At 39.2% G+C, this 15,285-nt stretch carries 13 protein-coding genes, 2 tRNA genes and 3 rRNA genes; 16 read left to right on the plus strand and 2 right to left on the minus strand.

What is annotated here, in order from left to right:
- The 6 genes from BQ6100_RS00005 to BQ6100_RS00030 form a co-directional block, all read left to right on the plus strand.
- A 16S ribosomal RNA gene (locus BQ6100_RS00005) occupies positions 1-128 on the plus strand; the annotation flags it as partial.
- A 223-nt stretch (positions 129-351) separates the two neighbouring features.
- A tRNA-Ile gene (locus BQ6100_RS00010) sits at positions 352-428 on the plus strand.
- Between the two features lie 10 nt (positions 429-438).
- Positions 439-514, plus strand: a tRNA-Ala gene (locus BQ6100_RS00015).
- A 212-nt stretch (positions 515-726) separates the two neighbouring features.
- Positions 727-3,769: ribosomal RNA gene (locus BQ6100_RS00020) — 23S ribosomal RNA — on the plus strand.
- A gap of 220 nt (positions 3,770-3,989) precedes the next feature.
- A 5S ribosomal RNA gene (rrf, locus tag BQ6100_RS00025) occupies positions 3,990-4,107 on the plus strand.
- Between the two features lie 107 nt (positions 4,108-4,214).
- Positions 4,215-4,577 (plus strand): DUF2500 domain-containing protein, encoded by a 363-nt coding sequence (locus tag BQ6100_RS00030; protein ID WP_315970000.1) that lies wholly within the window; start codon positions 4,215-4,217, stop codon positions 4,575-4,577.
- Between the two features lie 94 nt (positions 4,578-4,671).
- Here the strand turns inward: BQ6100_RS00030 and BQ6100_RS00035 are convergent, their stop codons facing one another.
- Positions 4,672-4,890: a sigma factor G inhibitor Gin gene (locus tag BQ6100_RS00035; RefSeq protein ID WP_075979805.1), complete on the minus strand. Its 219-nt coding sequence runs from the start codon at positions 4,888-4,890 to the stop codon at positions 4,672-4,674.
- A gap of 282 nt (positions 4,891-5,172) precedes the next feature.
- On the opposite strand from BQ6100_RS00035, the gene BQ6100_RS00040 reads away from it, so the two are divergent.
- The 9 genes from BQ6100_RS00040 (at position 5,173) to rsmI (ending at position 12,180) form a co-directional block, all read left to right on the plus strand.
- Positions 5,173-6,603, plus strand: a complete 1,431-nt coding sequence (locus BQ6100_RS00040) for an aminotransferase class I/II-fold pyridoxal phosphate-dependent enzyme (RefSeq protein ID WP_075983375.1) — start codon at positions 5,173-5,175, stop codon at positions 6,601-6,603.
- A gap of 33 nt (positions 6,604-6,636) precedes the next feature.
- A complete protein-coding gene (gene tmk / locus BQ6100_RS00045; RefSeq protein WP_075979806.1) occupies positions 6,637-7,275 on the plus strand; it encodes a dTMP kinase in 639 nt (212 codons plus the stop codon).
- Positions 7,276-7,556: 281 nt separating this feature from the next.
- Positions 7,557-7,997 carry a YaaR family protein gene (locus BQ6100_RS00050; RefSeq protein ID WP_075979807.1) on the plus strand — a complete coding sequence of 147 codons (441 nt, stop codon included), beginning with the start codon at positions 7,557-7,559 and terminating at the stop codon, positions 7,995-7,997.
- 13 nt (positions 7,998-8,010) lie between these two features.
- A complete protein-coding gene (gene holB, locus BQ6100_RS00055; RefSeq protein ID WP_075979808.1) occupies positions 8,011-9,018 on the plus strand; it encodes a DNA polymerase III subunit delta' in 1,008 nt (335 codons plus the stop codon).
- On the plus strand, positions 9,011-9,838 hold the full coding sequence (locus BQ6100_RS00060; RefSeq protein ID WP_075979809.1) for a PSP1 domain-containing protein: 828 nt from the start codon (positions 9,011-9,013) through the stop codon (positions 9,836-9,838). The genes holB and BQ6100_RS00060 overlap by 8 nt, the downstream gene beginning before the upstream one ends.
- 13 nt (positions 9,839-9,851) lie before the next feature.
- The gene (yabA, locus tag BQ6100_RS00065) at positions 9,852-10,229 is read left to right on the plus strand and encodes a DNA replication initiation control protein YabA (RefSeq protein WP_075979810.1); all 378 of its coding nucleotides are present in this window, start codon (positions 9,852-9,854) and stop codon (positions 10,227-10,229) included.
- Positions 10,230-10,300: 71 nt separating this feature from the next.
- Positions 10,301-11,044, plus strand: a complete 744-nt coding sequence (locus BQ6100_RS00070) for a tRNA1(Val) (adenine(37)-N6)-methyltransferase (protein ID WP_075979811.1) — start codon at positions 10,301-10,303, stop codon at positions 11,042-11,044.
- Entirely contained in the window at positions 11,031-11,318 is a 288-nt protein-coding gene (locus BQ6100_RS00075) for a GIY-YIG nuclease family protein (protein ID WP_075979812.1), read from the plus strand. The genes BQ6100_RS00070 and BQ6100_RS00075 overlap by 14 nt, the downstream gene beginning before the upstream one ends.
- A complete protein-coding gene (rsmI, locus tag BQ6100_RS00080; protein ID WP_075979813.1) occupies positions 11,296-12,180 on the plus strand; it encodes a 16S rRNA (cytidine(1402)-2'-O)-methyltransferase in 885 nt (294 codons plus the stop codon). Before BQ6100_RS00075 ends, rsmI begins: the two co-directional genes overlap by 23 nt.
- Positions 12,181-12,258: 78 nt before the next feature.
- Here the strand turns inward: rsmI and BQ6100_RS00085 are convergent, their stop codons facing one another.
- Positions 12,259-12,558: an AbrB/MazE/SpoVT family DNA-binding domain-containing protein gene (locus BQ6100_RS00085; protein ID WP_173719873.1), complete on the minus strand. Its 300-nt coding sequence runs from the start codon at positions 12,556-12,558 to the stop codon at positions 12,259-12,261.
- Between the two features lie 688 nt (positions 12,559-13,246).
- On the opposite strand from BQ6100_RS00085, the gene metG reads away from it, so the two are divergent.
- Positions 13,247-15,211 carry a methionine--tRNA ligase gene (metG, locus tag BQ6100_RS00090; RefSeq protein ID WP_075979815.1) on the plus strand — a complete coding sequence of 655 codons (1,965 nt, stop codon included), beginning with the start codon at positions 13,247-13,249 and terminating at the stop codon, positions 15,209-15,211.
- Positions 15,212-15,285: the final 74 nt, after the last annotated feature.

Here is a 15,285-nt window from a genome sequence, read left to right on the forward strand (position 1 = left end):
GAGAGTTTGTAACACCCGAAGTCGGTGGGGTAACCGCAAGGGGCCAGCCGCCTAAGGTGGGACAGATGATTGGGGTGAAGTCGTAACAAGGTAGCCGTATCGGAAGGTGCGGCTGGATCACCTCCTTTCTAAGGAATATTATTCGAAAAGCGGAGGAGACTGTTCAACTTCGACAGACGTTGGAGAGCCGGCATTGCAAATCTTGTTTTTTAGATTTGTGATGACGGATCGAAACGACCGAGAGGTTAGGAGCCGAAGCTAGACAACACAGGATGCGTTGATTGTATGGTTTGTTTAGTTTTGAGGGAATAATATCCTTCAAATGAAATGAAATATTTTTATCCGTTATGTGGGCCTATAGCTCAGCTGGTTAGAGCGCACGCCTGATAAGCGTGAGGTCGATGGTTCGAGTCCATTTAGGCCCACCATTACAATAACGGGGGCTTAGCTCAGCTGGGAGAGCGCCTGCCTTGCACGCAGGAGGTCAGCGGTTCGATCCCGCTAGTCTCCACCAATTTGTTCTTTGAAAACTAGATAATGTAATAGAAGAAGGCAAAAGAATTACCGAGTAATCGCCATTTTAGTTTTTCTCTAATATTATTAGAGGGGAAATAGAAGCGAGCAGGTCGAGGAAGCGACTGAGTGAGCACCGGAGTGTATTAAGTCATACATGAGGAGCGGAGCGAGGGAGCTGACGAAGAGATGCGAAGCTTATATTTACCCGTAGGTTAAGTTAGAAAGGGCGCACGGTGGATGCCTTGGCACTAGGAGCCGATGAAGGACGGTACTAACACCGATATGCTTCGGGGAGCTGTAAGTAAGCTTTGATCCGGAGATTTCCGAATGGGGGAACCCACCATCCGTAATGGGATGGTATCCTTATCTGAATTCATAGGGTAAGGAAGGCACACCCGGGGAACTGAAACATCTAAGTACCCGGAGGAAGAGAAAGCAAACGCGATTCCCTAAGTAGCGGCGAGCGAACCGGGATTAGCCCAAACCAAGAGGCTTGCCTCTTGGGGTTGTAGGACACTCTATACGGAGTTACAAAGGAACGGAGTAAATGAAGTGGTCTGGAAAGGCCCGTCAGAGAAGGTAACAACCCTGTAGTTGAAACTTCGTTCCCTCTTGAGTGGATCCTGAGTACGGCGGGACACGAGAAATCCCGTCGGAAGCAGGGAGGACCATCTCCCAAGGCTAAATACTCCCTAGTGACCGATAGTGAACCAGTACCGTGAGGGAAAGGTGAAAAGCACCCCGGAAGGGGAGTGAAATAGTTCCTGAAACCGTGTGCCTACAAGTAGTCAGAGCCCATTTACGGGTGATGGCGTGCCTTTTGTAGAATGAACCGGCGAGTTACGATCCCATGCAAGGTTAAGTTGAAGAGACGGAGCCGTAGCGAAAGCGAGTCTGAATAGGGCGTTTTAAGTATGTGGTCGTAGACCCGAAACCAGGTGATCTACCCATGTCCAGGGTGAAGTCCAGGTAACACTGGATGGAGGCCCGAACCCACGCACGTTGAAAAGTGCGGGGATGAGGTGTGGGTAGCGGAGAAATTCCAATCGAACTTGGAGATAGCTGGTTCTCTCCGAAATAGCTTTAGGGCTAGCCTCGAGTTAGGAGAGTCTTGGAGGTAGAGCACTGTTTGGACTAGGGGCCCCCATCGGGTTACCGAATTCAGACAAACTCCGAATGCCAAAGACTTATTCTCGGGAGTCAGACTGCGAGTGATAAGATCCGTAGTCAAAAGGGAAACAGCCCAGACCACCAGCTAAGGTCCCAAAGTATACGTTAAGTGGAAAAGGATGTGGAGTTGCTTAGACAACCAGGATGTTGGCTTAGAAGCAGCCACCATTTAAAGAGTGCGTAATAGCTCACTGGTCGAGTGACTCCGCGCCGAAAATGTACCGGGGCTAAACGTATCACCGAAGCTGTGGATATTAGAGGTGAGAAGTGAGACGTGAGATGTGGGATTGAAAGTGATCTCAGGATGTTAGTTGCTCCTTCGGAGCATATAAAGGGAGGTTTTCTCATCTCTCACATCTGACCTCTCACCTCTAGTATGGTAGGAGAGCGTTCTAAGGGCTTTGAAGCTAGACCGTAAGGACTGGTGGAGCGCTTAGAAGTGAGAATGCCGGTATGAGTAGCGAAAGATGAGTGAGAATCTCATCCACCGAATGCCTAAGGTTTCCTGAGGAAGGCTCGTCCTCTCAGGGTTAGTCGGGACCTAAGCCGAGGCCGAAAGGCGTAGGCGATGGACAACAGGTTGATATTCCTGTACCACCTCTTTATCGTTTGAGTGATGGGGGGACGCAGGAGGATAGGGTAAGCGCGCTGTTGGATTAGCGCGTCCAAGCAGTTAGGCTGGAAAGTAGGAAAATCCGCTTTCCGCATAAGGCTGAGCTGTGACGGCGAGGGAAATATAGTACCGAAGTTCCTGATTCCACACTGCCAAGAAAAGCCTCTAGCGATGATAATGGGTGCCCGTACCGCAAACCGACACAGGTAGGCGAGGAGAGAATCCTAAGGTGAGCGAGAGAACTCTCGTTAAGGAACTCGGCAAAATGACCCCGTAACTTCGGGAGAAGGGGTGCTCTTTGGGGTGAATAGCCTCGAAGAGCCGCAGTGAATAGGCCCAGGCGACTGTTTAGCAAAAACACAGGTCTCTGCGAAGCCGCAAGGCGAAGTATAGGGGCTGACGCCTGCCCGGTGCTGGAAGGTTAAGAGGAGGGGTTAGCGTAAGCGAAGCTCTGAATTGAAGCCCCAGTAAACGGCGGCCGTAACTATAACGGTCCTAAGGTAGCGAAATTCCTTGTCGGGTAAGTTCCGACCCGCACGAAAGGCGTAACGATCTGGGCACTGTCTCAACGAGAGACTCGGTGAAATTATAGTACCTGTGAAGATGCAGGTTACCCGCGACAGGACGGAAAGACCCCGTGGAGCTTTACTGTAGCCTGATATTGAATTTTGGTACAGCTTGTACAGGATAGGTAGGAGCCTGAGAAGCCGGAGCGCCAGCTTCGGTGGAGGCGTCGGTGGGATACTACCCTGGCTGTATTGAAATTCTAACCCGCACCCCTTATCGGGGTGGGAGACAGTGTCAGGTGGGCAGTTTGACTGGGGCGGTCGCCTCCTAAAGAGTAACGGAGGCGCCCAAAGGTTCCCTCAGAATGGTTGGAAATCATTCGTAGAGTGTAAAGGCACAAGGGAGCTTGACTGCGAGACCTACAAGTCGAGCAGGGACGAAAGTCGGGCTTAGTGATCCGGTGGTTCCGCATGGAAGGGCCATCGCTCAACGGATAAAAGCTACCCCGGGGATAACAGGCTTATCTCCCCCAAGAGTCCACATCGACGGGGAGGTTTGGCACCTCGATGTCGGCTCATCGCATCCTGGGGCTGTAGTCGGTCCCAAGGGTTGGGCTGTTCGCCCATTAAAGCGGTACGCGAGCTGGGTTCAGAACGTCGTGAGACAGTTCGGTCCCTATCCGTCGTGGGCGTAGGAAATTTGAGAGGAGCTGTCCTTAGTACGAGAGGACCGGGATGGACGCACCGCTGGTGTACCAGTTGTCTTGCCAAAGGCATAGCTGGGTAGCTATGTGCGGAAGGGATAAGTGCTGAAAGCATCTAAGCATGAAGCCCCCCTCAAGATGAGATTTCCCATAGCGTAAGCTAGTAAGATCCCTGAAAGATGATCAGGTAGATAGGTTTGAGGTGGAAGCGTGGCGACACGTGGAGCTGACAAATACTAATCGATCGAGGACTTAACCAAATAGAAAAGCNACTTAACCAAATAGAAAAGCAGAGGCGACTGTTCAGCTTCGACAGACGTTGGAGAGCCGGCGCTGCAAATCCCGATTTTTGGATTTGTAGGGACGGATCGAAACGGCCGAGAAGCTAGGAGCCGGAGCTAGACAACTGATTACGAAGTAATTCTTTCTTCTTCCACATTATCTAGTTTTGAGAGAACAAACTCTCTAATTGAATAAAAGTCTGGTGGCGATAGCGAGAAGGTCACACCCGTTCCCATACCGAACACGGAAGTTAAGCTTCTAGAGCGCCGATGGTAGTTGGGGGCTCTCCCCCTGTGAGAGTAGGACGTTGCCAGGCAACAAAAAAGAACAGCTAATAAATAGCTGTTCTTTTTTGTTGTATATGGAACTATTATCACTCAATTACCGTATTACTTCTTATAATCAACACAGGAGGTGAAGCTTTTGCTAAATGAATTATATTTTGGTGATCTAATGTTTCAAATCGTACCTATATTCATTGGAATTATTTTTATTATTGTGATTACTATGATTCTATTTACGTTAATAAAAGGGTTAGGGCAATGGAGAAAAAATGACAAATCACCACGTCTTTCCGTACCTGTCACTATAGTATCTAAGCGAACAAGTGTAAGAGGGGGAGATCACACTCATACTTCTTATTATGTAACCTTTGAATTTGAAAGCGGGGATCGTACAGAGTTGATGTTGGCTGGAAATGAGTATGGCCTCCTTGCAGAGGGCGATTCTGGAATATTAATGTTTCAAGGAACACGTTACATTAGTTTTGAAAGGCATGTTGACTAAAACAACACTAATAAAAAATGATAATAAAATAAAGCTTGAGAAACATAAGGGTGAACCTTATTATGTTCCTCAAGCTTTATTAATATCCTTATATCTACGATAAAATCTCAGGAGTATTAATCTTTTTTAACTGTTTTAAATAAAATTTATATTTTGGATCACTTGTATCCGTCTTTATTAAGTCATTTTCACAATCTCTACAAATGAATGAAGTGTACAGATGAATTCCTTTAAATTTATATTGCTCGCATATGACGCAGCTTTCCCCGTATAGATTTTTTGTTATGTGCGAACTCAATATCTCCACCTCCATACACTTATTCTGTCCAATAACAACTAATATATTCAATTTTTAGACTATTTTAATAAATGATGCGCTGATTTATTGTATGTTATAAATGAAGTGGGTGTGTATGTCTACAGATAAATAATACAAAAAATCCTTTCTCACAGATTAGTGACTATAGAATTCGTTATGACCTAATAATTAATACATTTGTTAAAACTGAGATAGAAATGGAATGTGAATTAATTCGACCTTAATCATATTCTTCGATAAAATAAGTGTAGATGTTATTTGAAAATCGGTGATTATATGAATCAATTTAAAAAACCTATATACGAGGCATTAAAAATGCATTTTGAGAAGCAACCTGTCTCATTACATGTTCCTGGGCATAAGTATGGAATCATTGACCCATATGATGGAGATTCTTTTTTTAAGGATATTATGAAATTAGATGCTACGGAGCTCAATGGTTTAGATGACCTTCATCATCCTGAGGGAGTGATAAAGGAGGCAGAAACGCTTTTAGCCGATTTATATGGTGCTAGGAATAGCTATTTATTAATCAATGGTTCCACTGTCGGGAATCTCGCAATGGTTATGTCTACAGTTCAGGAAAATGAGGTAGTTCTAGTTCAACGCAACTGCCATAAATCAATATTGAATGGACTTCTATTAGCGAAGGCAGATCCCGTTTTTTTAGAACCAGAGTATTATCCAGAATGGGGAATCACCAGTGGGATTTCTTTAGAGACTATAAAGAATGCCCTTCAGTTATATCCAGATGCTAAAGCTATTATTCTAACTTATCCTAATTATTATGGAATGGTATATGAGCTCGAAGAAATAATTAAGGTTTCACATGAACATCATATTCCAGTACTAATTGATGAGGCACATGGAGCCCATTTTATTATTGGGGCTCCTTTTCCAAAATCTGCTCTCAAGCTAGGGGCAGATATGGTTGTGCAATCTGCTCATAAAACTTTACCTGCATTAACAATGGGTTCATTTCTCCATTTTAATAGTAAATTGATTAATCAAGGAGAACTAGAGAAATATTTAAGTTTGCTGCAATCAAGCAGCCCATCCTATTTGTTAATGGCCTCTTTAGATAGTGCGAGAAGTTATTTAGGTACATATCAAGAAGAGGATTTACTCTATTTAGAAAAACAAATAAAATGTTTTATTAAGGAATTACAAAGGATAAAGGGAATAAAAGTTTTGTCTTACCCAATTCATGAAGGGGATTTATTAAAAATTACGATACAATCAGAAACTACTCTGTCAGGGTTCGAGCTTCAAGAAAGGCTTGAGAAAGAGGGGATATTTACCGAACTCGCCGATCCAAATAATCTATTAATGGTGTTACCGTTATTAAAAAATGGTGTCATATTTCCATTTGATAAGATATCTCAAGCATTAAGAAATGTCGTTAAAGACGTTTCTGTTGTCAAAAAACCAATTCACATGCCATTGAATAGGAAAAAGATAAATAAACTTTTGTTGAGTCAAGAACAAATGAAAAGAGCTCAAAAAGAAACTATCTCCATTATTGATGCTGTTGGGATGATTTCAGCAGAATCAATAATCCCATATCCTCCTGGTATACCAATTTTATTGCCAGGGGAATTAATCACTGTGGAAGACTTGGAAACGATTTGTGAATTGATAGAAACAGGAGCAAGATTTCAAGGAAGTAAAAACATTCCATCAGGAAGATTGTCTATTTTCAAATAAGGCATTAGACGATTGTGCAAGTAGGAGGCTAATATGAAAAATGGTATTTTTATTACTGTTGAGGGTCCGGAAGGGGCTGGGAAGACAACAGTGATTTCGATGGTAGCAGATGGCTTAAGAAAAAGTGGATATAAGGTCTTAGAGACAAGGGAACCAGGTGGAATTGAAATTGCTGAACAAATTAGGAATGTTATTTTAGATAAAAAAAACACGGCAATGGATTCTCGTACCGAGGCTCTACTATACGCAGCAGCACGTAGACAGCATTTGATTGAAAAGGTTAAACCAGCATTAGATGATGGATATATTATTCTTTGTGATCGTTTTATAGATAGCTCCTTAGCTTATCAAGGATATGCAAGGGGATTGGGAATGGATGAGGTTTATTCGATAAATCAATTTGCTATTGAAGGTATGATGCCTAAGTTAACCATTTATTTTGATATTGAGCCTGAGATAGGCCTCCAAAGAATTAATAAACATAAAGATAGGGAAGTAAATAGACTTGATTTAGAAACATTAGAATTTCATCGTAAGGTACGCGAAGGATATATTCTATTATTAGAAAAGTATTCTGACAGAATACATAAAATTGATGCATCCCAAACGATAGAGGATGTTTTTAAGCAAGCGGAGAAAATAGTCAAGGAAACACTCATCGTGAATAATTAAAAGAACAAAGAGGCTTACCTAGAAACGGTACTACAGGGTTCAACAAGATGGAAAAATATATTATCCTTTGCTTGTTGAACTTAAAAACCATTTGAGGTAGCCTCTTTTCAATAGTTTAGAGATAAAGGGAAGGAAATAAACCAGAATCTGAAAAATTCCTAATTTTTGTAAGAGTAGTTCCAGTATGTATGGCCATTAAAATCCTGTTATAATTAATTATATGCGAAAAAAAATGGGTTTTAACCATATCATCCAGATGGATGAATATTGGAGGAAAGAGTATGAAGATTAATCAGGATCTCCGTTTAAATATAGATAATTCTCGTCAAGATCATAAGCTTACGAATGGAGAAGGGTTGAAGTTTAGTGAGCTGGTACAAAAGCATGATTCAAAAATGCAGGTCGATCAGCTTCAAAGATTATTAAAGGATATTGAATCAGCTGGTAGCCGATTAGCTAATTCCAGAACATTTAAAGATTTAGCCAAATACAAAACATTAGTAAAGAGATTTATCAAAGAGACTGTTGACTTTGGAATGGATTTAAAACAGTCACAAAGCTGGAATCAATTTGGCCAGGGTAGATCCTTAAAAATTGTTGAAACGGTTGATAAAAAATTGGTGGAGCTGACTGAAGAGGTAATGAAAAAGGAAGGCAAGTCTATCGATATTCTTGGGAAAATTGGAGAAATAAAGGGACTATTAATCAATCTATATACGTAAGTGAGTGATTGTTTTGGTAAAAACGTGGGATGAGCTAGAGGAAATTCAACCAACTGTGTTGAAAATGTTAAAGAATAGTATCATAAAGGACCGTTTGGCTCATGCCTATCTATTTGAGGGAATGAGAGGAACTGGGAAAAAAGAAGTTAGTCAATTATTAGCAAAGAGCCTTTTTTGTGATGCTCCTGTCGATGGCTTTGTCCCATGTAATCAATGTAGTCATTGTAAAAGGGTTGACTCAGGAAACCATCCTGATATACATGTAGTGGAACCAGACGGATTGTCCATAAAAAAGCAGCAAATAAAAGATTTACAAGAGGAGTTCGCCAAAACAGGAGTAGAGTCTAAACAAAAATTCTATACGATTGTTCATGCAGATCGAATGACAGCGAATGCTGCGAATAGCTTATTGAAATTTCTTGAAGAACCAAACTCAGAAACAGTAGCTATTCTTATTACAGAACAAGCCCAGCAAATGCTACCAACGATATTATCACGTTGCCAAATCATATCATTTAAACCTTTAGCCCCAGGAAACTTAATGAAAAGGTTAGAAGAAAATGGGGTAATATCTCATCTAATTCCCGTAATCTCCCAGCTTACCAATAATTTAGATGAGGCTTTGCAATTAAGTAACGATGAATGGTTTGCACAAGCTAAAAAGATAGTGTTAAAATTATATGAGGTGTTGAATAAAGGTCATTTAGAAGCATTGGTATCTCTTCAAGAAGAGTGGTTTTCTCACTTTAAGGAAAAGAACCAATTAGATCAAGGCTTAGATTTATTACTTCTTATTTTTAAAGATTTATTATATATCCAGCTAGGAAAGACGGAACAGGTTGTTTATCAAGATGAGCGTCAACGGTTAGAGCAATATGCTTTACAAACTTCAAAAACACGCTTAACCAACCAAATGGCAGCAATTTTGGAAGCAAAAAGAAAATTGTATGCAAATATGAATCCACAGCTGTTAATGGAGCAGCTAGTGTTAAAATTGCAGGAGGGGTCTTTTTTTGTATGATGTAGTAGGTGTACGCTTTAAAAAAGCGGGAAAAATATATTACTTTGATCCCGGTGATCTCTCAATTCAAAAGGATGACTTTGTCATTGTCGAAACAATTCGGGGAGTTGAATATGGCAAGGTTGTCATTGGAACCAAAAAGGTGGAGGAAGAGGATGTTGTCCTACCATTGAAAAAGGTTTTAAGGATTGCGGACCATAAGGATCGTATTATCGTCGAGGAAAATATAGTATCAGCAAAAGAGGCATATGATATTTGTTGTGAGAAGGTATTAACTCACCAATTAGAAATGAAATTGGTTGATGTAGAATATACCTTTGATCGAAATAAAGTCATCTTTTATTTTACTGCAGATGGGAGAGTGGATTTCCGCGAGCTAGTAAAGGATTTGGCTGCCATTTTTCGAACTAGGATTGAATTAAGGCAGATAGGGGTAAGAGATGAGGCTAAAATGCTTGGAGGAATTGGTCCTTGTGGAAGGATGCTTTGTTGCTCCACCTTTCTAGGGGATTTTGAACCCGTTTCTATTAAAATGGCAAAGGACCAAAATCTTTCTCTAAATCCAACAAAGATTTCAGGATTATGCGGACGCCTTATGTGCTGTTTAAAATATGAAAATGATGATTATGAAACCGCTAAGGAACAGTTACCAGATATTGGGGAATTCATCGTAACATCTCATGGGAAAGGCAAAGTAGTAGGTTTAAATATATTAGAGCGTGTTCTTCAAGTAGAAATAATGGAACAAGAACGAGTACTAGAATTTACAATGGACGAGATTTTAAGAGAAGGTGCTGTATCGGTACAATCCACAGATTAATGAGGTGGAACGTGTGAATAATAAAGAAATCTTTGATTCAGTCAGTAATATGGAGACTCAAATTGGACAGCTATATCAGCAGTTAGGCGAGTTGAAGGAGCATTTAGCTGTGATCCTAGAAGAAAACAATTCTTTAAAGATCGAAAATGAATATTTAAGACGCCGTTTAGATATGGATCATAAAGAAGATGGAAATCAAAAACAGGATCAAAAAAAGTCTCTTAGAATAAATGTTGGGCAACATGTTGAGAAGATGATTGATATTGGAGAAGGTTATGATAACCTGGCCCGTCTGTACCAAGAGGGATTCCATATTTGTAATTTACATTTTGGAAGTCCGAGAAAGGAAGGAGATTGTTTGTTCTGCCTTTCCTTTTTAAATAAAAAATAAGTTTGGCCTCCTAAACGGAGGCTATTTTTATATAATAGAAACACTCGAAGTTTGAATTTGGAGGATAAGAAATGGTTCAGTTAAAAGATGATGAACGATTAGACTATTTACTTGCAGAAAAGCTAAGGATTATTCAGAGTCCATCTGTTTTTGCCTTTTCACTGGATGCGGTTTTGTTGGCTAGGTTTGTATATGTCCCTATTCAAAAGGGAAATATCATTGATCTTTGTAGTGGAAACGGGGTAATTCCCTTATTCTTAAGTACAAGGTCAAAGGCAAATATCATTGGTGTGGAGATTCAAGAACGTTTGTATGATATGGCTGTTAGAAGTATTAAATATAACGGGTTAGAGCAGCGATTACAAATGGTACACGGCGATATTAAAGAGATACCTCAACAAATTGGTTTTAATAAATTTGATGTGGTCACATGCAATCCACCATATTTTCCAACGCCATCTGAGGATGAGATTAATAAGAATAAGCATTTAGCCTTTGCCCGTCATGAAATTCTTTGTACTTTAGAGGATGCTATACGTGCTTCAAGCCAAGTAGTTAGGCAGGGCGGAAAGGTCGCATTTGTTCATCGATCTGGTAGAATGATGGATATTGTCACGATGATGAGAAAATATAGATTAGAACCAAAAAGAATGCAGTTCATCTATCCGAAAAGAGGAAAAGAAGCGAATACTATTTTAGTTGAGGCAATTAAGGATGGGAGTCCTGATTTAAAAATACTTCCCCCACTAATTGTCTATAATGAACAGAATGAGTATACTTCTGAGATTAGAGAGATTTTATATGGAGAAGAATAGTCATTATTTTTATGTGTTATCCTGTCATGACGGGAGTCTGTATGCTGGCTATACGATTGATATCAAAAGAAGGGTACAGCAGCATAATGAGGGGAAAGGGGCAAAATATACAAGGGGTAGAGGGCCAGTAAGGCTTATCTACTCAGAGGCATTTGATACAAAAGGAGAAGCATTAAGGGCAGAATATGAATTTAAACAATTAACACGGAAGAAGAAGGAAGACTTTTTATTAAAAGAAACAGGTGGTAGTTATGTGGCAACAAAAAAGCTTTGAAAATGAACAAAGCAAGGGCATATTATATCTTGTCCCAACTCCTATAGGAAATTTAGAGGATATGAGTTACCGAGCTATTCGTATGCTAAAAGAAGCAGACTATATTGCAGCAGAGGATACAAGGAATACAAAAAAGCTCTGCCATTACTTTGAAATTGAAACACCGATTATTAGCTATCATGAGCATAACAAGGAAGTAAGTGGAGCAAGGCTGATTGAAAAGCTAAAGGAAGGGTTAAAGATTGCTATTGTTAGCGATGCTGGAATGCCAACCATTTCGGACCCGGGGTATGAATTAGTTGTAGCCGCAACGAGGGAGGAGATTACCGTTGTCCCTCTTCCTGGAGCAAATGCTGCTTTAACAGCTCTTATTGCATCAGGATTACCAACCCAGCCATTTTATTTTTATGGATTTTTGCCTCGTCATAAAAAGGAGAAACGGAAGGAGCTAAATGAGTTGGCCAAGCTTAAGTCCACGTTCATCCTGTATGAGGCCCCTCATCGTTTAAAAGAAACATTGCAATTAATGGAGGAATGTTTAGGCAATAGAAGATTATCACTTTGCCGTGAATTGACTAAGAAGTTTGAGGAATTTATTAGAGGAACGATTCAGGAAGCGATTCAATGGGCAAACCATGATGAAATAAGAGGGGAATTCTGTCTTATCATTGAAGGAAATAGCCAATCTGAGTCAATAATTAGTGAAGAAGATGTATGGTGGGAAGAATTAAATGTAAAAAGTCACGTAAATTTCTATATAGATGAAAAAAATATGAATTCGAAGGATGCAATAAAGCAAACCGCAAAGGACCGAGGATTAAATAAAAGAGAGGTTTATCAGATTTATCATATTGAAGAGTGAAAAATATTGGGTTATTAATACAGATGACCAAAAAAAAGAGGCAAACTAGGAAAGTTGCCTCTTTTCATATGAGATTAATTAGCTTTTTACTAAATCTAAATGGAATGTATCTTCGATTTCTTTTAATAATTGTTCTGCACCGTCACGGCTAAGGATTAGTTTACCACCAGCTAAAGCAACATTGTCATCAGATACTTCCCCAGTAACTTGACAAGTCATATTAGGCTTGTACTTTTTAAGAATAATACGGTCATCATCAACATAAATTTCCAAAGCATCTTTCTCAGCAATTCCAAGAGTACGTCTTAATTCGATTGGAATTACTACACGACCTAGTTCATCAACCTTACGAACAATACCTGTGGATTTCATAAAAATATCCCCTCTCAATGATCTTTATAATAAATTTTGATTATACGCTTTCGCCAATATTCGACAAATTTATCTTTAATTTAATAATACCAAGCATTCCCAAATACGTCAATAATTTTATTCTCTTTTAAAATAGAAATTTTTGGATGCTAATAGAACCTTGATAAATCAGCGTTTTTTGAAAAATATAATGTTATACGAATTTTCGGAAAACAAGTTATTTAATATATTAATAAAATAAACCAAGGATTTTCGACAAAAAAAATGACTTCTTTTTCGACAATATGAGAAAATTTAGACAAAGTTGGTTACTATATTTATTTAGTTTTTTAGATCCAACAGATGACTTTTGCCTACTGAGCTCACACTTAGAAAAGGAATTCTTGCACATTTTCCGATTTTTATGTATATTTTGATGTTAGAAGAGGAAATGATGACAAATGAATCATGTACAAAAATGAAGTCTTATTAGGAGGCCGTTCGGTTTAACTCGTCCTGTGGGACGAGTTTTTGTTTAAGTGAGGAATTTTTTCTTCTTAAGGTGTCATTTACTTTAATAATTGGCTAAAATGATACTGGTACAAAAGTAATTTATGCTGTGTTTTATTCATTTTTTCATGATTATCAGTTTGTAAAATAACCTATGATAGCTGTTTTACTTTATATATAATTGTGATAAGGAGGGAAATATTTAATGAAGGAAGAATCAAAGACTTTTTATTTGACCACCCCAATTTATTATCCTAGTGGAAATCTACATATAGGACATGCATATACAACTGTTGCAGGAGATGCAATGGCTCGTTATAAGCGTTTGCGTGGATATGACGTGATGTTTTTAACTGGTACTGATGAGCACGGGCAAAAAATTCAACGAAAAGCTGAAGAAAAGGGAGTTACCCCTCAAGGCTATGTGGATGAAATTGTTGCTGGTATTCAGGATCTATGGAGAAAGCTTGATATTTCTTATGATGATTTTATAAGAACGACAGAAGACCGACATAAAGAGGTAGTGGCACAAATATTTGCCCATTTAGTGGAGAAGGGGGATATCTACCTAGGAGAATACGAGGGATGGTATTGTACTCCTTGTGAATCCTATTTTACAGAGCGGCAATTGGTTGAAAATAATTGTCCGGATTGTGGAAGACCTGTTGAAAAGGTAAAGGAAGAATCCTATTTCTTTAAAGTTAGTAAATATGCGGATAGATTGCTTCAGTATTATGAAGAAAATCCTGAATTTATTCAACCTGAGTCAAGAAAGAATGAAATGATTAATAATTTCATTAAGCCTGGTTTAGAGGATTTAGCTGTTTCACGTACAACATTTGATTGGGGCATTAAGGTGCCAAATGATCCAAAGCATGTTATCTATGTTTGGATTGATGCATTATCAAATTATATAACAGCTTTAGGATATGGAAGGGAAGATGATACGAAATACTTAAAATATTGGCCAGCTGATGTTCACTTAGTTGGAAAGGAAATTGTCCGCTTTCATACCATTTATTGGCCAATTATGCTAATGGCATTAGACCTTCCGCTTCCTAAAAAGGTATTTGCCCATGGTTGGTTATTAATGAAGGATGGAAAGATGTCAAAATCCAAGGGAAATGTGGTAGACCCTGTCACATTAATTGACCGATATGGATTAGATGCTCTTCGCTATTATTTATTAAGAGAGGTTCCTTTTGGAGCAGATGGTGTATTTACACCTGAAGGATTTGTTGAAAGGATTAACTTTGATTTAGCCAATGATTTAGGGAATCTACTAAATAGAACAATTGCGATGATTGAGAAATATTTCGATGGAGTCATCCCAACATATAAAGAATCCACAAGTGAATTTGATCAACAGCTACTCCAAATGAATAAGGAAACAGTCGTTAAATATGAAGAAGCAATGGAGAAAATGGAGTTTTCAGTTGCCTTAGCATCCGTATGGCAATTAGTAGCCCGGACCAATAAATATATTGATGAAACCCAACCATGGGTTTTAGCTAAGAGTGAAGAAAATAAAGAAGCATTAGGAACAGTAATGGTACACTTAGCTGAATCCTTACGAAGAATTGCTATCCTTTTACAACCGTTCTTAACTCAAAGTCCATTAGAAATCTTTGCTCAACTAAACGTTAAAGATGAACAATTAAGATCTTGGGATAGTCTAGCTGAATTTGGTCTTATACCTGAAAACACGAAAGTCGTGAAGGGAAATCCAATTTTCCCACGCTTAGATTTAAACGAAGAAATTGAGTACATTAAAGGGAAAATGCAAGGGACATCTCCAGCTCCTTCTCAAGATACTCAGGAAAACAAGGAAGAAGCACCAGAGGTGGAAGAAATTACAATCGATGATTTCATGAAGGTTGAATTAAGAGTTGCGCAAGTCGTTGAATGTGTACCAGTAAAAAAGGCGAATAAATTATTGAAGCTACAATTAGACTTAGGGTATGAAAAGCGCCAGGTTGTATCTGGAATTGCTCAATTTTATAAGCCAGAAGAATTAGTGGGAAGAAAGGTAATATGCGTAACCAATCTTAAACCAGTGAAACTTCGTGGTGAACTCTCACAAGGAATGATTTTAGCAGGTTCTAAAGATGGAGAGTTATCATTGGCAACCATTGCAGAATCCTTGCCTCTTGGAGCACGTGTAAAATAGTTTAGTGAATTTTTGTGAGAACATAGAATTGTTTCACGTGGAACACACGTAAAATAATTTCTATGTTCTTTCTT

The sequence above is a fragment of the Bacillus massilinigeriensis genome, from assembly GCF_900117315.1.
Taxonomy (GTDB): Bacteria; Bacillota; Bacilli; order Bacillales; family Cytobacillaceae; genus Bacillus_BE; species Bacillus_BE massilionigeriensis.